The organism is Rhodohalobacter sp. 8-1 (genome assembly GCF_038150125.1).
GTDB lineage: Bacteria > Bacteroidota > Rhodothermia > Balneolales > Balneolaceae > SW132.
Window position 1 is genome coordinate 1 of sequence record NZ_JBBVMF010000018.1, and the last position, 23,625, is coordinate 23,625.

Annotated in this window: 14 protein-coding genes; 7 read left to right on the top strand and 7 right to left on the bottom strand. The window is 45.5% G+C overall.

Going from position 1 to position 23,625, the window contains the following annotated elements; translation table 11 throughout:
• Positions 1-373: 373 nt before the first annotated feature.
• The 3 genes from AABW11_RS15480 to AABW11_RS15490 all read left to right on the top strand — a co-directional run bounded on the left by AABW11_RS15480 (position 374) and on the right by AABW11_RS15490 (position 5,297).
• The gene (locus AABW11_RS15480; protein WP_340106037.1) at positions 374-1,480 is read left to right on the top strand and encodes an aminopeptidase; all 1,107 of its coding nucleotides are present in this window, start codon (positions 374-376) and stop codon (positions 1,478-1,480) included.
• 150 nt (positions 1,481-1,630) lie between these two features.
• Positions 1,631-2,122, top strand: a complete 492-nt coding sequence (locus AABW11_RS15485; protein ID WP_340106038.1) for a hypothetical protein — start codon at positions 1,631-1,633, stop codon at positions 2,120-2,122.
• Between the two features lie 409 nt (positions 2,123-2,531).
• Positions 2,532-5,297 carry a TonB-dependent receptor gene (locus AABW11_RS15490; protein WP_340106039.1) on the top strand — a complete coding sequence of 922 codons (2,766 nt, stop codon included), beginning with the start codon at positions 2,532-2,534 and terminating at the stop codon, positions 5,295-5,297.
• Positions 5,298-5,868: 571 nt separating this feature from the next.
• On the opposite strand, the gene clpB is transcribed toward AABW11_RS15490, so the two are convergent.
• Together clpB and AABW11_RS15500 are read right to left on the bottom strand one after the other, a co-directional pair.
• The gene (gene clpB / locus AABW11_RS15495; RefSeq protein WP_340106040.1) at positions 5,869-8,505 is read right to left on the bottom strand and encodes an ATP-dependent chaperone ClpB; all 2,637 of its coding nucleotides are present in this window, start codon (positions 8,503-8,505) and stop codon (positions 5,869-5,871) included.
• A gap of 1,020 nt (positions 8,506-9,525) precedes the next feature.
• Entirely contained in the window at positions 9,526-9,996 is a 471-nt protein-coding gene (locus AABW11_RS15500) for a hypothetical protein (RefSeq protein WP_340106041.1), read from the bottom strand.
• A 432-nt stretch (positions 9,997-10,428) separates the two neighbouring features.
• Between AABW11_RS15500 and AABW11_RS15505 the strand changes: the two genes are divergently transcribed.
• Positions 10,429-10,956 carry a macro domain-containing protein gene (locus AABW11_RS15505; RefSeq protein WP_340106042.1) on the top strand — a complete coding sequence of 176 codons (528 nt, stop codon included), beginning with the start codon at positions 10,429-10,431 and terminating at the stop codon, positions 10,954-10,956.
• Positions 10,957-11,503: 547 nt separating this feature from the next.
• Here AABW11_RS15505 and AABW11_RS15510 read toward each other — a convergent pair.
• The 5 genes from AABW11_RS15510 to AABW11_RS15530 form a co-directional block, all read right to left on the bottom strand.
• Positions 11,504-12,307 carry a S1/P1 nuclease gene (locus AABW11_RS15510; protein ID WP_340106043.1) on the bottom strand — a complete coding sequence of 268 codons (804 nt, stop codon included), beginning with the start codon at positions 12,305-12,307 and terminating at the stop codon, positions 11,504-11,506.
• A gap of 158 nt (positions 12,308-12,465) precedes the next feature.
• Positions 12,466-13,449: a DnaJ C-terminal domain-containing protein gene (locus AABW11_RS15515; protein WP_445263785.1), complete on the bottom strand. Its 984-nt coding sequence runs from the start codon at positions 13,447-13,449 to the stop codon at positions 12,466-12,468.
• A gap of 136 nt (positions 13,450-13,585) precedes the next feature.
• Positions 13,586-15,067: a Do family serine endopeptidase gene (locus tag AABW11_RS15520; protein ID WP_340106044.1), complete on the bottom strand. Its 1,482-nt coding sequence runs from the start codon at positions 15,065-15,067 to the stop codon at positions 13,586-13,588.
• Positions 15,068-15,291: 224 nt separating this feature from the next.
• On the bottom strand, positions 15,292-15,720 hold the full coding sequence (locus tag AABW11_RS15525; RefSeq protein WP_340106045.1) for an Hsp20/alpha crystallin family protein: 429 nt from the start codon (positions 15,718-15,720) through the stop codon (positions 15,292-15,294).
• 367 nt (positions 15,721-16,087) lie between these two features.
• Positions 16,088-17,434, bottom strand: coding sequence for a 3-deoxy-7-phosphoheptulonate synthase class II (locus tag AABW11_RS15530; RefSeq protein WP_445263786.1), 1,347 nt, complete (start codon positions 17,432-17,434; stop codon positions 16,088-16,090).
• A 755-nt stretch (positions 17,435-18,189) separates the two neighbouring features.
• Here AABW11_RS15530 and uvrA point away from each other — a divergent pair.
• The 3 genes from uvrA (at position 18,190) to secD (ending at position 23,576) form a co-directional block, all read left to right on the top strand.
• Positions 18,190-21,030, top strand: a complete 2,841-nt coding sequence (uvrA, locus tag AABW11_RS15535; protein ID WP_340106047.1) for an excinuclease ABC subunit UvrA — start codon at positions 18,190-18,192, stop codon at positions 21,028-21,030.
• A 60-nt stretch (positions 21,031-21,090) separates the two neighbouring features.
• Positions 21,091-21,645 (top strand): hypothetical protein, encoded by a 555-nt coding sequence (locus AABW11_RS15540; protein ID WP_340106048.1) that lies wholly within the window; start codon positions 21,091-21,093, stop codon positions 21,643-21,645.
• An 89-nt stretch (positions 21,646-21,734) separates the two neighbouring features.
• Entirely contained in the window at positions 21,735-23,576 is a 1,842-nt protein-coding gene (secD, locus tag AABW11_RS15545; protein WP_340106049.1) for a protein translocase subunit SecD, read from the top strand.
• The last annotated feature ends 49 nt before the right edge of the window (positions 23,577-23,625 follow it).

Sequence of the window (23,625 nt, forward strand, 5' to 3'; positions counted from 1 at the left end):
CCGAAGGGCTTGATCCCAACCAATTAGGCATCGGATTCACCTAAAATAACGGGGTAACTTCTCTACGGTAACTCTTGATCCCGGCAACTACCTGTGGGTTGCAGAGCAGCCGATTGCTGACAAAGCTATGGAAGAATTTACAGTGGAATCGGACGCAGTAAATAATAGGTAGCAACGACCAAATAAAGCCTGCCCTATATGGTGACGGTTCAACTGTATAAATACTGGGGGCAGGCAGTAGTTTCTTCAACTCATCTTAAATTGCTGAACGTATTAAGCGATACAGCTAATTGATCGATCATTATCCGTCAAGACCTTTCGCAACAATTTTTATATCTTTCATAGATGAACTTCAAATTTTATAAATTCATCCATGTACAGCGATAACGACCTTAACCTTGCCAAACAACTTCTCACTCACAGCGTGGAGCTTGAAGAAGGCCAGAATATTATGATACAATGCATCGGGTTAAACGCAATCGGGCTTGTCCGTGCACTCGCGAAGCTTGTAAGAGAGATAAACGGGCATCCGTTCATTAAGATTGAAGATCCGGAAACCAACCGAATGCTTTTGGAAACCGGTGATGAAGAATACTGGAAAAATCAGGCCGATGCAGATCAGCTGCCGCTGATGAAAAAGATGGATGCTTTTATTGGCATTCGCGCATCAGAAAATATCTTCGAGAATTCCAGCGTCAGCAAACAGGCAAATAAAGCATACTCCGAGTTTTTTGTGAACCCGGTTCATTTTCAGCAGCGGGTCAACCACACCAACTGGGCGGTATTGCGGTATCCATCTGCCGCGTTTGCCATGAACGCCAAAATGTCGACCGAACGGTTTCGTCAGTTTTATTACGACGCGTGCCTGTTTGACTACAACAAGCTCAAGGAGGCGATGCTGCCGCTAGAAAAACGACTCTATGAAACGGACAAAATTCAGCTGAAAAGCGATGACACGGACATCGAATTTTCCGTAAAAGGCCAGGACTGGATTCCATGTTACGGGAAGCGGAATATTCCGGATGGCGAGCTCTTTTCTTCTCCTATTCTCGATTCTGTGAACGGACACATCACCTACGCTCCATCTGTGTACCAGGGCAAACCGTTTGAGTTCGTGAAGCTGGTAGTCGAAAACGGCGTGGTTAAAGATTTTGATTCCTCGAATAATGACGCCCTTGAAGAGATCCTGGATACAGATGAAGGCGCGCGGCGATTCGGTGAGTTCAGCTTTGGGTTAAACCCTATCATTAAAGAGCCGATGTATGATATTCTGTTTGATGAGAAAATTACAGGGTCAAACCATCTTACGCTGGGTAATGATTACGAGATTGCCCCAAATGGAAACGAAAGCGCCATCCACTGGGACCTGGTCTGCATCGGGGCCAATGTGTACCTGGATGGAGAGCTTATTCGCAATGGCCGTTTGTTTGCCACAGAAGATTTAATGGGGTTGAATCCTGAAGAATTGCTTGAAGTGTAGCAGCATTTGGGATCTGACTGTTACTTTTTCTTGCAAATTTAATCTCGCTCTGTTCTATAAATCAGAGATACTTGTACGTTTGCGACTATAGTGCTGTCTCTCGAAAGTGTGGAGATTTGAATGATAAAAAAGAATTAAACCGGGACATCCTTGATTTTACCTTTTAAGAAAACATCCGTCTACGCCGGATTCGGTAGCATTTCCGGGCTTGTAAAATTCGAAAACAGAACACTGGAAATTGAATACCAGACGATTGACGAGATTCTCAAGTATTTCAAGTCTGAAGCCAGGCAGATAACATTTCAACTCTCTGATATAGAGTCAGTCGACATTAAAAAAGGATGGTTCAGCTACAAGCTTTTTATCGATTTAAGAAGCCTGAAGGCTATTAATCAGTTTCCGGCCGTGAAGGGTAATCGGATTACATTAAAAATTTCCAGGGCGAACCGTGAAAAACTAAAAACATTTAAGAGTTCGCTCACACTTGCCGTTTCGGAACATAAACTTCAGCAGTTTGATGATGACATGGATGAAAACGAATCGTTTAAAATAAACTATTCGTCAGATCTTGATAATAAACAGCGGTCTGAAAAAACTGATCAAAAAAATCAGGATGGCTTGCGGAATGCCCTGGAGAGATGATCTCGAATAAATAGCCAATTCCGACGACTTTAAAGAACCGTTCTTTTCTCAGACTCTGTATTTTTCCAACTCCCGCCTAACAGTCGGCCTCCAAAAAAATGAATATTCGGGGGCTATGAAATACTCATATGTCAATTGGGTTTTACCAACGGCGCCCCTTCGGAGTTCGCTAACGGGTGGATTGAACATGCACCAATCCGCCAGCCAGCCAAAGAGCAGGCTGCAATTCAAAAACCCTACATAAATATTATACTTCTGTTAGATAAAGACATCAATTTTATCGTCAAATTTTAGATTGAAACTATATTAGCCAGATAAATGGTTTAAAGGCTATTAATTTGATACATCTCCATTCCGATAGTTAGTGTAGCATTAAACATTTTAAATAATCACAACTAATTCCGCATTTATGAAAAACTCGATACAACAATTTCAAATGCTAAGTATCTTCACTTCCAGGTGGCTTGCAAGTATTCTGTTAATTTTAACGCTATCTACAGGCCTTGCCATTGCTCAAAATCAGGGTACGGTTCAGGGAACCGTTTTTGATACAGATGATAACCCCCTGCCGGGTGCCAACGTTATTCTGCAGGGAACACAGATCGGGACCTCAACCAATACCAGCGGAGAATATGAGCTCAATGCATCTCCTGGTTCTTATACGTTACAGGTTAGTTTCTTAGGTTTTCAGACTACACGCCAAAACATCACCATTGAGGCCGGACAAACACAGACCATTGATGTTACCCTTCAGAATGCAATTGTTGGAACAGATGAAGTTATCGTGCTCGGGACCCGTCGTCAGGGTCGAACCATCACTGAATCGCCGGTACCGGTAGATGTTATTTCCGCCCAGGAAGTTCAGGCTTCCGGATTCACGCAGACAACACAGATAATCCGGTCACTTGTTCCTTCGTTCAATGCCCCCGAATCGTCCATCACCGACGGTACCGACCATGTTCGGCCGGCTACGCTTCGTGGACTGGGACCTGATCAGACACTGGTTCTCATCAATGGGAAACGACGTCATACCAGTGCCATTCTGCACGTAAATGGTTCTGTAGGCCGCGGGGCGACCGGTGTTGACCTCAACGCAATTCCTGCTAATATGATTGAGCGCATCGAGGTTCTTCGTGATGGTGCAGCTGCTCAATACGGTTCAGATGCCATTGCCGGCGTTATAAATATTGTTTTGAAAGAGACAACCGGCCTGGATGCATCCTTTTCATACGGCCAGAATGTAAGTGAAGAAGAACGTGGATATGCCCCGAACCAGGCACTTCACCCCGGTGGTGAAACTGCAAGTTTCCAGGAATCCCCGTATTATCGCGGACAGGAAGACGTGTGGCGGTTGGATCGAAAAACGGTAAATCTGCATTTGGGTTACGGTTTCGAACTTCCCAATAACGGCCAGCTATATGTTGCAGGACAATATCGCGACAACGGCTGGAGTAACCGCTCCGGGTTGGATCCGCGGCCAAACTATCCTGCGCTGAATGACGGATCGCCTGATCCCAGAGAAGAAACATTTAACCGCAACAACCATCGTTTTGGGTCGGGTGACCTGCTCGATGTCAGCGGATTTTTCAATGGCCATATAGAAGTTGGTGACAATGCAGAGGTATACGCATTCGGGGGCGTTAGTTTCAGGGAAGGTGAATCCGGTGGATTCTATCGTCGTGCTCTGGATTCGAGAAACGTGCCTGCCTACTACCCTGATGGATTTCTCCCAAAGATTACCTCGGATGTGTACGATGGATCAATCGGTACCGGGATCAAAGGAAGAACAAACTCCTGGAATTATGATCTGAGCCACACCTACGGGCACAACTCACTAAATTTTGGCGTAACCAATTCAGTTAATACCTCTATTGGTATCGGCAGCCCTACAACATTCGATGCAGGGACATTGGCTTTTGATCAGTCTACTACAAATCTCGACCTGGTTCGTGCTGTGGATATTGGCACGGCTGAGCCACTCAGCATGGCAATGGGTGCAGAGTACCGGTTTGAGCTCTATCGCCTTATGAGCGGAGAGGCAGCATCATATGCAGATGGAGGCTCGGGCGGCGCTCCGGGAGCCCAGGTATTTCCCGGCTTTTCGCCCAGGAATGAGCAGAATGAAAAGAGATTCAGTGTAGCCGCATATACAGATCTTGAAACAAATATTACCGAAGGATGGCTGCTTGGCGTTGCCGGTCGGTTTGAAAGCTACAGCGATTTTGGCAATACCCTCACCGGAAAAGTATCGACAAGGTTTGAAATTGTTGACGGCCTGGCTGTACGTGGTGCCGCCAGTACCGGATTTAGAGCACCTTCACTCGCCCAATCCTACTTCTCCTCTATCGCAACAGTATTTATTGACAGCGAACCATTTGAAGTAGGTACCTTTCCGGTAACCTCACCTGCTGCCCGGGCCCTGGGAGCAGAAGACCTGGAAGCGGAAATGTCTGTCAATTTAAGCGCCGGCGCTACATTTGAACGCGGCAATTTCTCCTTAACCGCTGATGTGTACAACATCAAAATAGATGACCGCGTGGTCTTTACTGAAAACTTTACCGGACCCGACATTGCCAATTTCCTTCAGAACAGAGGAATTAACGCCACAGGTGGCCGATTCTTCACCAATGCCGTAAATTCGGAAACCAAAGGAATTGATTTGATTGCCCGCTATGGCATAAATCTGGCGAATGACTCACAGTTTCGGATTACTGCCGGTGCCAACTTCAATGAAACTGAGATCACAAACAAAAATGAGATAGATACACCTGAAAATCTCCAGGATCTTACCGATACCCCGCTGTTCGGCCGCGTTGAAATCGGCCGGTATGAGGTTGGACAGCCTAAAAGTAACATCAACGTAATGGCCAATTACAATACAGGCCCTTTCGGAATTATGCTTCGCGGTGTAAGATATGGAGAATTTACGTCAATCGATTCAAGCGGACCTGATGAAGATCAAACTTACGGCTCGGTATTTACCACTGACCTCGAGCTCAATTACAACATCAGCGATGGCGTGCGCTTGGCCCTTGGCGGTAATAATATTTTTGATGTCTACCCGGATAAAACATTTCAAACCAATAGCTTTAACGGTATCTTTCAATACTCCAGCTTTTCTCCCTCTGGTTTCGAAGGCCGTTACCTTTACACAAGGGTGTCCATAAACATTTGACCACTGACTATTTAACAATATAAAAAGCCCCGCTGATGAATTTCGGCGGGGCTTTTTTATTTACCCTGTATTCAAGGATGAGATTTTCCATTTCCAAAAGTGCAAAGTTGAAGGGATAGGAACTATGGAGCTAAGTATATGAATATACCTCTCCTATCGGGAGGAGACAAAGCTCAAAGCGTTTAGCGCGAGTTCAGAGGTGGGTTGATGAGACCCATGAATAGCTCCGTGGCACGAAACCCACCCCTGACCAGCAAAAGTCTCGCGTTGCGATCGTTTGCTTGCCTGTCCCCTCCGGCGGAGGGGTAGTATAAACCTCTCCTTTCGGGAGGAGACAGCCTTCAAAGCGACTGCCAAAGGCAGAGCAGCGACGAGGCAGAGGTGGGTTTATGGGGACGGAAATTGCTCCATGTCACAAAACCCAAAAACCAACGCTGTCAGATCCGGTCGGTGTTTACAGGTTTCATTCAAATAAACCTCCAAGGTTTCTAAAACCTTGGAGGTTTAACTTTTGTATTGGATCCAACAGTTCAACGTGAACGAAGTTCACACTCAACAATTCCACAACGTTTTACCCCGACCACGCCTCTACATCGTCAAAGACTTCCGCAAACTCGAGCCTGTTTCCATCCTTGCTTACCGTAGCTTCGTATGTGATCGCCTCACTCTCATCTTCACGTTCAATCAGCTGTTTGGCAAGCTGGTTTACGATCTGGGTTTGGATCACCCGCTTCAGTGGCCGTGCACCATACACAGGGTCATACCCTCTGACAGCAAGCCAGTCTTTCACGGTGTCCGACACATGGAGTGACACATTGTTTCTTTCGAGCATTGAATCAATTCGTCGGAGCTGAATATCTACAATCTCGCGAATGTGGGTTCTATCCAGCGGATGAAAGACGACTACATCATCAATCCTGTTCAGAAACTCAGGCCTGATAGTTTTTCGAAGCTGATCCATCAGCTTATTCTGAAGCTCCAGGTAGGTTGTCTCATCCATCTCGCCTTCAGATTTTTCAATCTCTTCGGAGATCAGGTGCGACCCGATGTTACTGGTCATAATCACAATGGTGTTGGTGAAATCTACCGTCACGCCTTTGTTGTCGGTCAGACGACCATCATCCAGAACCTGCAGCAAGATGTTGAATACATCACCATGAGCCTTCTCGATCTCATCAAGCAGCACCACTGAGTAAGGTTTTCTGCGGACGGCTTCCGTCAGCTGGCCGCCCTCTTCATAGCCTACATATCCGGGAGGCGACCCCACCAGCCGGCTCACGCTGTGCTTCTCCATATATTCACTCATATCGATACGGATCATCGCATCTTCATCATCAAACAGAAATTCTGCAAGGGACCTTGCGAGCTCAGTTTTACCTACACCGGTCGATCCGAGAAACATAAACGACCCAATGGGACGCTGTTCATCCTGCAGACCGGCGCGAGAGCGGCGAACTGCATCAGACACTGCCTCAATGGCCTGGTTCTGACCAATCACCCGTTTGTGAAGTTCATCCTCAAGTTTTAGCAGTTTTTGCCGTTCGCTTGAAAGCATTTTCGTGACCGGAATACCGGTCCAGCGCGATACAATATCGGCTATCTCCTCGGCTTCCACCTGCTCTTTAAGCAACGACCGTCCTTCTTTTACGTCATTCAGCTGTTCCTTCGTTTTTGCAAGATCTTTTTCCAGCTGTGTGATGGTACCGTATCGCAGCTCCGCTACTTTTTCGTAATTTCCTTCGCGCTCAGCTTTGTCGGCCTGATTACGCGCGGTCTCGATCGCCTGCTTCAGCTCGCGGTTTTTCTGAATAAGGCCTTTTTCCATATCCCACTGTGCACGCATGGATTTGCGCTGCTCTTCGAGATCGGCCAGATTTTTTTCGTTGGTTTTAAGTTTTGTCTCATCTTTTTCACGTTTCAGCGCTTCCCGCTCAATTTCGAGCTGACGAATCTGCCGTTCAATGCTGTCCAGTTCCTCCGGCATAGAATCGATTTCAAGCCGTAATCGAGCTGCAGCTTCATCGATTAGGTCAATAGCTTTATCTGGCAGAAACCGATCGGAAATATAGCGGTGAGACAGTTCTGATGCGGCAACAATTGCTGAGTCGGTAATCCTAACCCCATGATGCACTTCATAGCGTTCCTGAAGTCCGCGCAATATAGACACGGTATCTTCAACACTTGGTTCCCCGACAAACACGGTCTGAAGGCGCCGCTCCAGCGCTTTATCTTTTTCAATATACTTGCGGTACTCAGCGAGGGTTGTTGCACCAATTGCGTGGAGCTCACCACGTGCAAGTGACGGCTTCAGAATGTTGGCTGCATCCATCGATCCTTCCGTAGCGCCGGCTCCCACAAGCGTGTGGATCTCATCAATAAACAAGATCATTTCACCTTCGGAATCCATCACCTCTTTCACTACCGCTTTGAGGCGTTCCTCAAACTCTCCGCGAAACTTGGTCCCTGCTACCAAAGCGCCCATATCCAGGGCAACAATCCGCTTGGTTTTCAGGCCTTCGGGCACATCACCGCGAACAATTCGAAGGGCGAGACCCTCTGCAATCGCTGTTTTACCTACGCCGGGTTCACCGATCAATACCGGGTTGTTTTTTGTGCGGCGTGATAAGATCTGCATCACACGCCGTATTTCCTGGTCACGGCCAATTACCGGGTCCAGCTTATTTTTTTCCGCAAGTTCATTCAGATCCCTCGCATACTTTTTCAGGGCCTCATAACGGCTTTCCGCATTGGGATCATCTACCGTTTGAGAACCACGGACGCTTTTCAAAACGTCTAATATTTTATCGTCCGTCACCCCATTTTTTTTCAGATACTCGCCTGTTTCTCCTTTTGATGAGGCAATACCAAGCAGAATGTGCTCGGAACTGATATACTCATCTCCGAGATCGGTTGCCCGGTTTTGCGCAGCATCAAACACAGCCTTGGAATTATTAGATAAATACTGGCCGGAAACAGATGAGCCTTTAATCACGGGAAACGATTTTATCTGCCGTTTCAGATCGTCTCTGAGTGCGGGAATAGCAACCCCTATTTTCTTAAGAATAGAATTAACAACATTCTCTGCATCATCAAGCAGAGCCATTAAAATGTGGGCCGGCTCCACAGCCTGGTTATTATTATTCTGTGCCAGGTCGATTCCGGCCTGAACAGCTTCCTGAGCCTTTATAGTGAATTTGTTGAAGTTCATAATCTCTATACTTTGTTATATTTACTCCAATAGATGCTAAAAGCGTACCAGACACCTGAATCTGACGGATTTGCAGTGAACATTACCGGATGTCAAGCCTCATGACCGAATGGCAATCTATTTAGTCAGTGTGAACAATGATTGGTGCCCGGTATGCCATAAGCTGAGGTGATTCTACCGGAAAGTTCGTGGGTTGATGACAGAATTTGTGAATAATCGCATAGAACATGTTCAGAATTTTCCAAAATTATAGGCCATTGCTTTTGCAGATCCTTTGTAACATCCCTTTGGGACTCTTCGCCATCAACTACAATGGCTCGATCCCCCAGGGGGCAGGCAGGATGACGGGCTCATTGTTTAGCATACGGGCGGCGTGGGCGCATTCGTTCTATTCAATATCGTCTTGTCGTCACGCCGCCAGGGACCCAAGCCGAATTTGTAAAAGCAACATGTTTTGTTCTATCAAATAACTGGTTTAACCCTCTGAATAACTCATCTGGCCTACTGAGACTGTACATAGGATTATTACATATAAAAATCCGATGTATAACTTCTCATAAAGTCTCATCATTAATAATTTATCAATCAGTACGCAAAGCCAATCATTTGTGTCATCTGAAAAGATAAAGAGTATGGCTTTTACAGATTCTTCATAAACCGGAAAACCACCGTTTTATTCAGAATGACCATCATTTGGCAGGAATGGAGGGCGGCGTGAAAAAATAACGAGTTAAAAAGCTACGAATGAGCCCACGCCGCCCGCTTGTTATCCCATGAGCGTGTCATCCTGATCGAGCCATTGTAGTTGATGGCGCAGAGAAGGATCTGCAAAAGCAATGGACTACTCTTTGAATTATTATTTTATCATGTTCAGAGCGATTGTTCAATGATTTTGTTTTCAACCCACAAACTCACCTATAGAACCTAAAACCAAAAAAAAAGGCGATCCTCAAATGAGAACCGCCTTTTTTTTTAGATAGTACTTATAGAGAAGCAGGGTTACTGCTTCACTAACTGCACTCAATTTGCAGCTACTTGCTGCTGACGCAGGTTATCAACAATAACCTGGAAAGCAGACCTTTTATCGTTTGCCTTAACGTAATTGCGGAGTTGCTCGCTGTTGTTTGCAAACTCGTCGTAGTCTTTCAAATAAGAAAGAGTCAGAAAAGCTTTATACCGAACAACGTGACTGTTTTTATTTTCATCGAGCGCAATTCGCGTGATCTTTTCAATCAGCTCTTCGGATGTGAATTCAGGATTCAGTGTCTTGTATGCTATCGTATTATAGAACGTAGATTCAAGAACTCCGTTTATTTCAGACTCGAGCCCGTAAAGTAAGGCTTTTTTGATCTTCTCATCTTGAGCTGCTTGTTCTACAGCTGTAGTTCGGAGTGTATCCGCAGTAACTGTATTTGCATTTACAAATTCGGCCGAGGTGAAGGAGATCACCACGATCATTAGTGTTGTGATGTTTTTTAAAATTGACTTCATGGTTCTGAGTAATATTGTTTTGATTGATAACAGTTGTGACTGTTTGTTCGTCCACAACTTACCATGACCCATGATTTTATAGCAAACATCAAGACTATTATTAATTTTACTTTCTTGTCATATTCCTGTCATAAATGCATATATTTTTATTGAAAGCACTTCCAATAATTTATCCTTAACAATGTCATAATATAGATGAAATTGATGATCCTGATAGCCCTCAAATTTTTTCCTGAAAAACCGCTTTTTCAATCATTATTTTTTGGAAGCGGTTTTCATGTTGGTTTTAATATTTTTCAAAATTTCTGACAAATGAACACATAAAATTGCGTCTATCTTTGTTTTAAAAGCGCTTTGCACCCTTGCCTGTCAGACATTATTTTAAATAAAAGAAGTAATTTCCTTCAATTTTGTGCGTCAAATATAAATCTTATGGAAAAATTATTCTCAAATATCACGCTGATACTTAAAAAGGGTGACATCGCAAATCAGGCTGATGCGGATGCCATTGTTAATGCAGCTAATGCTGAACTTACAATTGGCGGAGGAGTTGCCGGTGCCATTCATAGAAAAGGCGATCCCGAGCTAAAAGAACTGACCCGGCCACTGGCCCCAATATCACCCGGGGAGGCTGTCATCACAGAAGCTCCAAATCTGCCAAACGATTATGTGATTCACTGTCTGGGGCCGGTTTATGGAAAGGATAAGCCGTCTGATAAATTGCTTACAGATTGTTACAGAAACGCGCTACGACTTGCAGAAGAGAATGGTGTAAACACAATCGCCTTTCCCGCTATTTCTACTGGAGCATTCGGATATCCTACTGAAGCTGCTGCAAAAATAGCATTTAAAACTATCAAGGAAGAGGCAGACGGACTTTCAACTGTGAAAACAGTTCATTTTATACTGTTTGATCAGAAGGCGCTTGACATCCACAAAGATGTGCTGGAGTCAATGTAAATCTTTAGTGTTAACCTGAGTTCGATTGTAAATAGGGGCAAGAATACTCCCCTCCTGTGTAAGGAGGGGCAGGGGGTGGTAGCTTTAGGTTTCGAGCTCAAATTAGACTCAAAAAATACTGTTATTCCAGGGATGGCCAAAGCAAAACCACCCCTAAATCCCCTCCTTGAGAAAGGAGGGGACTTTTTGACCACATTCAATGAGATTAATAATCGAACTCAGGTTGTTAAGTCATATATGAAATGTCGTAAGCAACCTCCCCGCTAAAGATGCTGCCACAGCGGTACACCTACTGGACAGTGTCCGCCAACCGGCTGCTCTGACAGAGTTTGAGCATGAGAATTTGTGGTGCAGGGAGAGATATGGTATGTCTATCACTCACTATTCAAAGTTCAGGATCGAAACTGCCCAAGAGAAAAATATGCATGCTGGAGTCGAATAGACATCCCATGTCTTTGGGAAATCGATCCGACGCTTACAGAAGTCCGCAGAAATCGCGGAAATGCTCAGATCATTATTCTACAAATGTGAATTGACATGATACCAGTTAACTGTCGTAGATATCGTTTAATACCCCGGCAAGGCGAACACCCGCTTTCACAAGACGTTCTTTAACAAGGTCGTAGTTGGCGTAGCGGTATTCGTAACCGATTCGATTGTTATCCGGCAGATTATACACATCGTCCCTGTATTTCATTGACTCATAGGCCCAGTCGCGAACGGTTGCACTCTGCCACTCATTAACGGTCTCTTCGTCTATAACATCGATATTATACGAGATTTCTGTATAGCTCATCTGGCGCGAGTCAATCATTTCGCTGTCCCATACTCGGTGGAGGTTACTGTTATCGCCCATCCACTGAACGCGAACATCATTACCACCACGATCTTCTCCGGTTCCCACATGAAGCGGTTGATGAATATCGCCCACCATGTGAACAACCATTTTAAGTTTATCATGTTCTTCTTTAGGTGAAAGCCCGCCCTTTTTCAAGTCTGCAATAAGTGTTTCGAGCGCCCATAGAATATCACCATCTGGATTTTTATCCGTCTCCTCGTAGGTCATACCATCCGGAATGGTCACCCAGTGCCAGGAACCCGTGTAGTCATAGTTGTCATCAGACCGGATATCGTCCATCCAAACAGCGGCAACAGCGAGGGTTTCATCTCCTATCACCCGGTCGAGTTCGGCAGCCGTTTTATCGGTGATATGGTTCTCTGCTATATGGCCGGTGACGTAGTGGCCGATTTGGCCCCAGCGAAGATTATTGGTTTCATCATTATGTGTGTCGGGATGTGATGCAGTAAGAAAAAATGCTGACGCAAGTAATGCGGAAAGGAATAGTTTCATTGGGTTAGTTTGTCAAATTCGAATGAAGTTTGTTTTTGTTAGGGCTGATAAGATTCAAAACTTTGATCTCAGATGCTACTGCTGCGGTAAGAATTAACAGTTGGTTTATATAACGGCGATTATCAGTTTAAAGTCTTTAAACCCATTGTCGAAACCAACTATTTGTTCAGCTCGGCGAGCTCTTTAAACAATTTCTTCTCTTTGGCCGATAGTTTATCGGGGAGATTAACATTGCACCGGACGTAGTAATTTCCATTGCTGCCTTTTCCATTCATACTGGGAAGGCCTCGCCCGGAAAACTTGAAGAGTTTGCCATTATCGGTCGTTTCAGGAATATTGAGCTTCAGCTTTCCATTCAGTGTGGGTACAACCACCGTTCCGCCCAGAACAGCAGTGTATAGGTCGATATCAAAATCCTGGTAAATATCTTTTCCCCTCCGCTCAATATGCTGGGGAACATCAACATTAACTTTTAAATAAAGATCGCCCCTCGAACTGCCGAATTTTGATTTATTTCCACGACCTTTCAGCTTCAGTCGCTTTCCGTCCTCAATTCCGGCGGGAATTTTCACTTTTACGCGATCGCCATTGATACGAAACGTCTTTGTTGTGTCCGTAAATACATCTTTGAGGGGAATTGTTACGTTTGCGGCTGTATCTTCACCTGTCGTTGCAGTTTGCCTCCTTGATGTTTGCTGCTGCTGTTGAAATCCGCCGCCAAACAGCGTATCAAAAAAGCTTGAAAACGGGCTTCCGCCACCTGGTGATGCAGATCCGCGCCCTCTCCCTTGGGCCTGGCCTCCGAAAATATCATCCATATTTACGCGGGTGCGATACTGACCGCCCCCCTGCTGTTGCTGCTGCGCATACTGTGACCAATCAAATCCACCACCGGCCTGTTCATTAGCTCTTTGATATCGCTTCCAGTCGGATCCTGCCTGATCATACAGCTTACGTTTCTCAGGATCTTTAAGAACTTCGTAGGCTTCACCCACTTCTTTAAATTTATCTTCGGCTGAAGGATCGTCCGGGTTTTTATCGGGGTGATATTTAGCCGCAAGTTTTCGATAGGCCTTTTTTATTTCTTGCTGAGAGGCTGACTTATCGACGCCTAATATTTTGTAGTAATCTTTATAATCCATCACAACTGATTGATTCTTTTAGATGATAGGCGTGCAAAAGTGATGCCATATACGGGTTTACAGAAACATTGACAAAAAAAAAAGACTGACACCCACCAGGATGCCAGCCTCTAACCTCAACCAAAACAATCTCAGTTTAAAACTCAATTGCGACGAACATATTGCGTCCCTGCCTGTAAATTCTCATCAAGAGCGCATCTCCGCCGGATTCGAGGTAATTATTCATGAGGGAGTAGAACTGATTTTCATTTTCAATAACCTGGCTTCCAATCTGCATGATAACATCACCCTGGCGCAATCCCTGGCTGTATGCCCGGCTCTGCTGCTGGATGCTTGTTACAACCACGCCGTTTATTCCTTCTTCTAAGCCAAGCTGCTGCCGTATATTATCCGTCAGGTTACTCACTTCAAATCCAAGCTGCTCTGTAAGCTCATCTTCAACCTGGGGATCAACACCGGCAATGTCTTCCGGATTTCGTTCACCGAGCTCAACCGCGATTGTCATATCTTCACCATCACGATATATACCCAGATCCACTTCCGTACCGGGTTTGGATCCCGCAATAGCGATCCGGAAATCATAGAAATCTTCGACCGGGTCACCATTCAGTTCAACAACCACATCGCCAGATCTCAGGCCTGCCTCATCAGCCGGGCCACCTTGCTCCACGTCTCCGATTATAAATCCACGCGGAGACTCCATATCAAGGGCGCGGGCCATTGTTCTGTCTACTTCTCCGCCCATTTCAATACCGAGATATCCGCGGCTTACACGGCCATCCTCAATCAGGTCTTCCATTACATTTCTTACCATGTTAATGGGTATCGCAAAACCAATACCCATACTGCCCCCGGTACGGCTGGCAATAGCAGTATTAATTCCTATAAGTTCTCCATCAAGGTTGATGAGGGCACCACCTGAGTTACCCGGATTAATGGCCGCATCAGTTTGTATATAATTCTCATAGAGATTTAATCCAACAAATGACCGACCGCTTGCACTAACGATACCCTGGGATACAGTATGTGCTAAATTTTCCTGCAGTGGACTTCCGATTGCAAGCACCATTTCTCCAACCCGAATACCGTCGCTATCACCAAGCGGAATTGCAGGCAGATCCTCAACATCAACTTTCAATACAGCTACGTCACTGCCCGGGTCAGCACCAACTACTTCTGCATCATACTCATCACTATTATAAAGGCGAACAGTTATTTCATCCGCATTTTCTATCACGTGGTTATTGGTAATAATATATCCTTCACCAGAATCAACGATGACACCCGATCCAAGGCCGCTTACCTGTCGCTCTTGCTGTCCGCCCTGCGGATTTCTAAAGAAGAAATCGAACGGCGACATCTGCTGCCTTACTGTTCGTTCCGTTGTAATAGTTACAACGGTGGGATTTGTCCTATCAGCAATATTTACAATTGCGTTATTGAAATCAGCTAATGTATTAATAGGAATATCTTCAGCATTTGTTGAAGCTGATTCGTTTTGGGTAGGAGCAGTATAATCAGTTGCCTGGCCTGAGTCCTGATTCGATGCAAACTCCATTCCAAGCAGTAATGTAATTATTGCCACGGCAGCAACAATACTTTTTGTGAATCGGTCCATTGTTTTAGTTTTATTAAATTTCGGGTTTAGCTATACATTATTAAACACAAGAGTTTTAAATGAAATTCGATCTAAATTATTGTGCAGCTCCTATCGAATTATTAGTAAAAAATTGCCCGACATATCAGTAAGCGGTGTAGGGCAAACAAATAAAAATGCCGAGGCCATAGATCAATATGACCCCGGCTACTAACTAACCTGCTCTCGTGAGAGAACATTCTGTATTACTTAATTTCAATCTGCTTTTTCAGTTTTTCTTCTTTTTTGTTGATGTCAATATGCAGAACACCATCAGAATATGTGGCTTCTATTGAATCCTCATCAACATTTTCGGGAAGCTGAAATGAACGCTCAAACGTTCCGTAGTGAGTTTCTACTCTGTGGAACGTGCGTCCATCTTCCTCACTTTTATTTTTACGTTCACCACTGATAGTCAGGGCACCATTTTCAATGCCAATCTGAATATCTTCCTTTTTCATTCCGGGAATATCAACATCAATACTCAACTTATCTTCTGTTTCCGAAATGTTAATGTCAGGTGTGAAACTTGAGTTTGTTGTTGCTACCGCTTCGTTGAAAAAATCATCCATAATATCTGAAAACTGTCGTCCAGCGATATTTCTTCGAGGTCTGCTATATTTAATAAGTGTCATAACGTTTTCTCCATTAGAGTTTTTATATGTTCACTTTATACCGTTGCAATGAGCATGCCAGTACAATTTTATGACAGGCAACTGACATATTCTACATATCTTCATGAAGGAGTTACAGAGTTAATAACGAACATAACAGCTTGTCATTATACGAAAGACGCTTTGACTGAGGCTATCTGTTAAAATGACGGGCTAAACCCGGCATAGCAGCTTCTTTTCCAGGGTGCAGGGTGCAGGGTGCAGGGTGCAGGGTGCAGGGTGCAGAAAAGTTTTATCTATCTGAAAGTATCATCCAAAAAAAAGAGCAGAATTCATGTTATGATTCTGCTCTTTTTGAATATTCGGTGCCGGTACTTGATGAGTTTTTTTAACTGTTACCGTAGCTCTTGTTCCACTCTTTAGCAACAAGAAATGCCATTTCCAGGCTTTGCTCGTAATTCAATCGCGGATCGCAATATGTTTCGTAGTTGGTATCAAGGCCCTCTTCATTGAGACCGTTTGCTCCGCCCACACATTCGGTGACGTTATCACCGGTCATCTCCAGGTGAACCCCACCCAGATAGCTGCCTTCAGCCCGGTGAACGGCAAACGTAGTACGAATCTCCTCGAGGATGTCATCAAAACTACGTGTCTTCACGCTATTCTCGGTTGAAAACGTATTTCCGTGCATAGGATCGCAGCTCCATACTACAGGATGGCCTTCTTTTTTAATTGCCTTAATAAAACCGGGCATATATTCATCGACGTGATCCACACCCATCCTCGTAATCAGAACAATTTTACCGGCTTCATGTGTTGGGTTGATGGTTTCAATCAGCCGCAGCGTATCATCGAGATCAAATGGAGGACCTACTTTTATACCGATCGGGTTTTCGATTCCCTTCAGATATTCAACATGCCCGCCGTCAAGCTGCTTGGTCCTGTTACCCAGCCACACCATGTGGCCGCTGAGGTTAAACCAGCCCGGCTTCCGGGGCACCTGCCGCGTTTGCGCTGAATCATAATAAAGATTAAGTGCCTCGTGCGAGGTATAAAGATCAATTTTATGAAGTGTGGTAAATACGTTTGGCGTGATGGTTTCCATAAAGTGGATTGCCTTATGAATGGAGTTCACCATCGCCTCGTAATCTTTGTAATACTCGTTATTTTTCATGAAATCGAGCTCCCACTGCTCGGGATGCTGCAGATCAGCGAATCCTTCATCCGTTAAAGCACGCAGGAAATTCAGCGTCAAGCCCGATTTATTGTAGGCTTCGATCATCCGGGCGGGGTCAGGCTTTCGGGCCTCAGCGTTGGGCTCGTAACTATTGATAAGATCTCCGCGGTAATTCAGCATTTTCACGCCGTCAATCTCCTCATAATCACTTGACCGCGGTTTTGCGAACTGACCGGCAATACGGCCGACACGCACAACGGGCGTGCCCATCTCATGAACAAGAATAAAACTCATCTGTAGCATTACCTTCAGCAGATTCACAATCTTGGGTGATTTACACCCCTCAAAGGTCTCAGCACAGTCGCCGCCCTGAAGTAGAAATCCGTTCCCGTTTGATACATCAGCCAGCTTCTCTTTAAGCTTATCAATCTCCCAGGATGTAATAAGCGGCGGAAGATTTTGCAACTCGCGATAGCGTCGCTGCAGTTCAGCTGTGTTTGGATATGGGGGGAGTTGCTTGATCGGCTTTTCATTCCATGATAGTGGGTGCCACTCCATTTCTGATGCTGCCGGTGGTGCCGGGATGGGATTAACGTTTTTTGGCTCTGTGCTCATGAATCGGTGTATGATATAAATTGTAAATAGCCTTTAATATACGAATCTATGCCGTAAGAAGTATAATTTTCATCCACTCAGTCACCGAAAACCGTTTTAGTAGCAAAACTCTGTCAGATCTGTGATGTAAACAAATTGATTCTGATTTTAAAAACTCCCAAAATCTGAGCTTCTGCATTTAGTAACCAAACGGTAACCACGAAAAATTAAATTAAAGTTTTGACTTACCCACAGCGATCAACATAGATCCTTATAAAGGATCACTTCAGCCATGCAAAAAATGTCATCATAATTAAAAAATCGTGCTTTTACAGATCCTTCTTATTGCCCCGGAATAAACGGGGCGTATGTCAGGATGACCAGCTTATTGATTGGAGCATGGGCGGCGTGAATACGATATATATTCTCATTCCTAACACACTATCACGCCGCCTTCTATTCCAATAGGATTAATGTCATTGTGCCTGTCCCTAACTTGGGGAATCAAAACGGTGGATTTCCGTTTTGAGAAGAATTTGTATAAGCATTGCGTATTGAACTATCCATGATTGTTACCCAGTGGGTTTACCGTAGAACCAAATAAGGCAACAGCTCAAAACTAAAAACTCATAACTATTTCCCGAACTCTTCCGCCCTGTGTTTACGTTACTAATTTCGTATCTTTAAAGGCTGTAAATTACATTTAACCCCATTCTATTTTGCATACAAATATTGTCATTCGCGGTGCCCGCGAGCACAATCTCAAAAATATCGACATTAATATTCCCCGAGAACAGCTGGTTGTTTTTACCGGACTTTCCGGATCAGGAAAATCATCTCTCGCATTCGACACGATTTATGCTGAAGGCCAGCGCCGGTTCCTGGAGTCGCTTTCCGCCTATGCCCGGCAGTTTATGGGGATGATGGAGCGGCCCGAAGTTGACTTCATCGACGGACTTTCACCGGTGATCTCCATTGACCAGAAGACAACTAACCGCAACCCGCGGTCTACCGTAGGGACTGTCACCGAAATTTACGATTTCCTGAGACTGCTGTACGCGCGGGTTGCCATTCCGTATTCGTATAAATCGGGCAACAAGATGGAGAAGCAGACCTCCGACCAGATTGTGGCCGCTATCATGGATATTGAGTCCGGAACAAAAGCTTACTGCCTTGCGCCTGTTGTACGTGGACGAAAAGGCCATTACCGCGAGCTGTTTGAGCAGATGCAGAAGCAGGGATTCGTGAAAGCGCGCGTGGATGGTGAACTGATTGACCTCGAGGGCGAAATAAAACTCGACCGCTATAAAACGCACAATATTGAAGTAGTGATCGACCGGTTTGTGATCAGCCAGAAAAGCGAGAAGCGTATTTCTGAAAGCGTGCATATGGCGCTGGAAATGGCGGATGGTAACCTGGTCCTCGGTATTCAAAAAGATAGTGAAATTTACGATAAAGTCTTTTCAAAGAATCTTTATGATCCGGAAAGCGGACTATCATATGAAGACCCTGCCCCGAATCTTTTTTCATTTAATTCACCTTATGGTGCATGCAAAAAATGTAACGGCCTTGGTTATCAATATGACGTAAGCCGGCATCTCGTCATTCCAAACCCTGATGAATCAATTAACGACGGCGGGCTGCGCTTTTTCGGCAAGCCACGCGATATATTTGTGTTTAAGCAGATTAAAGCCGTGCTCGACACGCTGAATCTCGACTTCGATACGCCATTGAAGGAGTTCCCTGAAGAAGCGATGGATATTTTGTTTGATGGGGCCGGTGATCAAAAGTTTGATGTCAGCTACGACTTTAAAAACAGTAACGTTACCTACAAACATAAGTTTGCCGGCATCAAGTCGATTATTAATGATCAGTATGAGGATAGCAAATCCAACAAACAGCGAGATAAAGCCAAAGCGTACCTGTCGAAAGTTACGTGCAGCAGGTGCGGCGGCGGGCGTCTGAACAAAGAAGCCCTCTCTTACAAAATTGACGGGCATACCATCCAGGACCTGGTTGAGCAGGATATTCGTGCTCTGCGACATACCATTGGTAATTTATCACTGACCGAACGGCAGCGAAAAATTGGTCAGCAGGTACTCAAGGAAGTGATCGACCGGATTGATTTCTTGCTGAACGTGGGCCTCGATTATCTCACGCTGAACCGCGAAGCCCAGACTCTTAGCGGCGGAGAAGCACAACGCATTCGGCTGGCAACTCAAATCGGAACTCAGCTCGTGGGCGTGCTTTACATACTTGATGAACCCAGCATTGGGCTGCATCAGCGCGATAACATAAAACTGATAAAATCTCTCGAAACGCTGCGAGATCTTGGCAACTCTGTGATTGTAGTTGAGCACGATCGTGAAACAATTGAACATGCCGATTACGTGGTGGATCTCGGCCCGGGCGCGGGAACCGAGGGCGGATATATCGTTACTGAAGGCACACCCGACGAACTCGACCCTGAGGCACTGACCACAAAATTTTTGAACGATGAAGAGTCGATTCCCTATCCTGATAAACGCCGCAAAGGAACCGGAAAATCGATCCGGCTACATGAAGCATCAGGCCATAACCTGCAAGATGTTGACCTGGATGTACCTCTTGGTAAATTTATTTGTGTTACCGGCGTGAGCGGAAGCGGAAAGAGTTCGCTCATCAATCAAACGCTGGTTCCCATTTTATCGACCACATTTTATAATTCGAAAGCGGTGCCTCTGCCCTACCAAAATATTGAGGGGCTCGATCTTGTAGACAAGGTAATCTCGATTGATCAAAGCCCTATCGGGCGTACGCCGCGGTCCAATCCCGGCACATATACAAAAGTCTTCGATCACATCCGGTCGCTGTTTGCTGAACTGCCTGAATCAAAAATAAGAGGCTACGACCAGGGACGGTTTTCATTTAATGTGAAAGGCGGTCGCTGCGAAACATGTAAGGGCGATGGTGTTCGAAAAATTGAGATGAACTTCCTGCCGGATGTCTATGTGGATTGCGAAGAGTGCAACGGCAAACGATACAATCGCGAAACGCTCGAAATTCATTACAAAGGGAAAAATATCTCCGATGTACTGAAAATGCCCGTAAGTGAAGCGGCTGAGTTTTTTGATTCAGTTCCGGCCATCAAACGAAAACTGACAACCCTGAACTCCGTGGGACTTGGGTATCTCACGCTGGGTCAGTCGAGCACCACGGTGAGCGGCGGTGAGGCTCAGCGGATTAAACTGTCGCGGGAACTATCAAAAATAGGGACCGGAGACACGGTTTACATTATGGATGAACCCACGACCGGTCTCCATTTCCAGGACGTGCGGATGCTGGTTGATGTGATCCAAAAACTGGTAGAAAAAGGAAACACGGTGATCGTCATTGAACACAATCTTGATCTGATAAAGGCGGCTGACTGGGTGATTGATCTCGGCCCTGAAGGCGGAAACGCTGGCGGGCAAATTATTGCGGAGGGGACTCCCGAAGACGTGGCAGCCAGTGAAGAAAGCTATACCGGGCGATTTCTTAAGCAGGAATTTGAACGGGAAAGGAAGCTTGTTGAAAAATAGATATAATTCCCGAAATATTTGTTTGCCTGCACACGGCAATCTGCCTATTTTGCGGAACTAATGACAAGTAGACTATCACATATCTTTCGAAGCTGTACTGTAGCACTTCTGATCGCAGGATTTGCCGCGCACATTGCGGTTCCATTCTTTGGCGATGTACAGAAAAATGCGTTCACGCAGTGGCTCGATCACAAAGTTGTTGCCGGCGGTAACGATTTAAGTGATGACCTGCGCGATCGTATCCGGGAACTTCCAAAAGAAGCCGGAAACTTCTGGATGCTGGTTCAGGATGCATCAAAACTCATTTCTGAACATGAGGAGAATTTCCAGATTGCTCCATTTACATCACACCAGCAGCACGACCAGGTAACAAACTGGCTCATTGGTCAGTGGAGCACATACAAGCATCAGCAGAATAACGCTAATGCTGTACTCCCAAAGATTTTTGCCCCGGTTCATAAGTGGCTGACGCAAATAACACCGTTTCACGCGTCACTTTCCGAGCCGGTTACTGCCAAAATACCAAACGTGAGAAGTGCCTTGCAGTCGGCACCCGTCGTCATACTTTCACTTTTCTCCCCTCCCTCCAGCGGTATCAGCATAAACGCGCCGTAGATACGTTTTTCTCCCCCTTTTTTACTAATTACGGGTGACGTATGCCCGTCAACATTTCTATAAAGCTATAAACCTTCTTTATTTACATTATGAAAAAGCAAAACAACGGATTTAAAATCGGATGTATCGTCGTGTTTCTCGCGATGACCATTTACTATCTGTTCCCGACCATTCAATGGAACCTGGAACAGCGTCATATTAACAATATGCCGGAAGCAGAACAGATACAGTATTTAGAAGAGAACAGAGAACGACTGCAAAGCCTTCAGGAAAATTCCCTCTCTCTTGGCCTCGACCTTCAGGGCGGAATGTACGTAACGCTTGAAGTTGGTGTTGCCCAGCTGGTACTTGAACTGGCCGGTGATTTCGCTGATGAGACCCTTCGTGATATCATTAACACCGCACAGCAACGAGCGGTTAATCAGGGTACGGATTTCATCACGGAATTTGTCGCGGAGTTTGAAAGCCGCGATCCCAATGCAATGCTCAGTCGCTACTACCGGTCTGATGCAGAAAATATTACGCGCCGTTCAACAAACGAGGAAGTTGAAGCTTATCTTCGCGGACAAGTTGGCAGCGCAGTTGACCGGGCGATGGAAATTGTGCGTTCACGGGTTGACCGCTACGGCGTAACGGAACCTTCCATCCTGCAGCAGGGTAACAGCCGGCTTGTGGTTGAACTTCCCGGCGTAGATGACGAAGAGCGTGTTCGTAACCTGTTGAGAGGAACGGCACGGCTTGAATTCCGCCTCACACCTAATGCGGAAGACATGAACAACGCAAGGCGCCAGATTATAAACTATTTTCAAAACAATCCAAGTCAGGAAGCCGACACATTAGCCGCAGAAGATACCGTTGCCACGCAGCAGACCGACGGCAACCCGCTGCTTGAAGTATTAAATCCACAGCCACAAAACCAGTATGTGTTTGGGTATGCAGCAGGTCCTGATACAGCAAGAGTAAATGACTTGATTGCCCGTGAAGAAGTCCAGAACATGATCCCGAGAAATGCCGAACTGATGTGGGGCGCCCAGCCATTTGCTTCAAGTAACGGACTCGAACTGTTTGAACTCATTCCAGTTCGAACTCAGGTCGAAATGACCGGTGATGTGATTTCAGAAGCAAGTGTTGAATTCGATCCCAACACCAATGAGCCGCAGGTTTCCATGACGATGGATTCCGAAGGTGCCCGCCGGTGGGCGCGAATTACGGGAGCTAATATTGGTCGGCCGGTTGCTATTGTTCTCGACGGATATGTGTACTCATATCCCAACGTAATTACGAAAATTAATAACGGCCGATCGTCTATTACAGGCCTCTCCGGGCTCCAGGAAGCGGAAGATCTTGTGAATATTCTTCTGTCGGGTGCACTGCCCGCTCCTCTTGACATTATCGAGGAACGTACCGTTGGAGCTTCTCTGGGTGAAGAATCCATCCAGGCCGGTTTTTATTCCGTCTTATTTGGATTAGTCGCCGTGGCCATCTTCATGATCGCCTACTATCACGCCGGGGGTGGAATTGCTGACCTGGCACTGATACTCAACATCATATTTATCCTGGGAATTCTGGCCGCGTTCAACGCCACTTTAACACTTCCGGGAATTGCGGGTATTGTGTTAACCATCGGTATGGCGGTGGATGCTAACGTGCTCATTTTCGACAGGATTCGTGAAGAGCTGCGTGCCGGTAAAACGCTCCGGGCAGCCATCGATAACGGGTATTCAAATGCGATGAGCGCTATTGTGGATGCTAACGTTACAACATTCTTTGTTGCTGTGATTTTGTTCAGCTTCGGTGTAGGGCCCATCAAGGGTTTTGCTATTACGCTGATGGCCGGTATTGCATCGTCCCTCTTTAGCGCAATTGTGATTACCCGCGTAGTTGTAGACTACCTCACTCGCGAAAAAACATCCACCGTTAGCTTTGGATAAGCTGAACCACCCATCAAAAATTTTCAACACTATTAACACAGGTATTTAT

Coding starts and splice junctions, on each gene's coding strand:
- AABW11_RS15480 (WP_340106037.1), top strand. CDS start 374: ATGTACAGCGATAACGACCTTAACCTTGCCAAACAACTTCTCACTCAC.
- AABW11_RS15490 (WP_340106039.1), top strand. CDS start 2,532: ATGAAAAACTCGATACAACAATTTCAAATGCTAAGTATCTTCACTTCC.
- clpB (WP_340106040.1), bottom strand. CDS start 8,505: ATGAACTTCAACAAATTCACTATAAAGGCTCAGGAAGCTGTTCAGGCC.
- AABW11_RS15500 (WP_340106041.1), bottom strand. CDS start 9,996: ATGAAGTCAATTTTAAAAAACATCACAACACTAATGATCGTGGTGATC.
- AABW11_RS15505 (WP_340106042.1), top strand. CDS start 10,429: ATGGAAAAATTATTCTCAAATATCACGCTGATACTTAAAAAGGGTGAC.
- AABW11_RS15510 (WP_340106043.1), bottom strand. CDS start 12,307: ATGAAACTATTCCTTTCCGCATTACTTGCGTCAGCATTTTTTCTTACT.
- AABW11_RS15515 (WP_445263785.1), bottom strand. CDS start 13,449: ATGGATTATAAAGATTACTACAAAATATTAGGCGTCGATAAGTCAGCC.
- AABW11_RS15520 (WP_340106044.1), bottom strand. CDS start 15,067: ATGGACCGATTCACAAAAAGTATTGTTGCTGCCGTGGCAATAATTACA.
- AABW11_RS15525 (WP_340106045.1), bottom strand. CDS start 15,720: ATGACACTTATTAAATATAGCAGACCTCGAAGAAATATCGCTGGACGA.
- AABW11_RS15530 (WP_445263786.1), bottom strand. CDS start 17,434: ATGGAGTGGCACCCACTATCATGGAATGAAAAGCCGATCAAGCAACTC.
- AABW11_RS15540 (WP_340106048.1), top strand. CDS start 21,091: ATGACAAGTAGACTATCACATATCTTTCGAAGCTGTACTGTAGCACTT.
- secD (WP_340106049.1), top strand. CDS start 21,735: ATGAAAAAGCAAAACAACGGATTTAAAATCGGATGTATCGTCGTGTTT.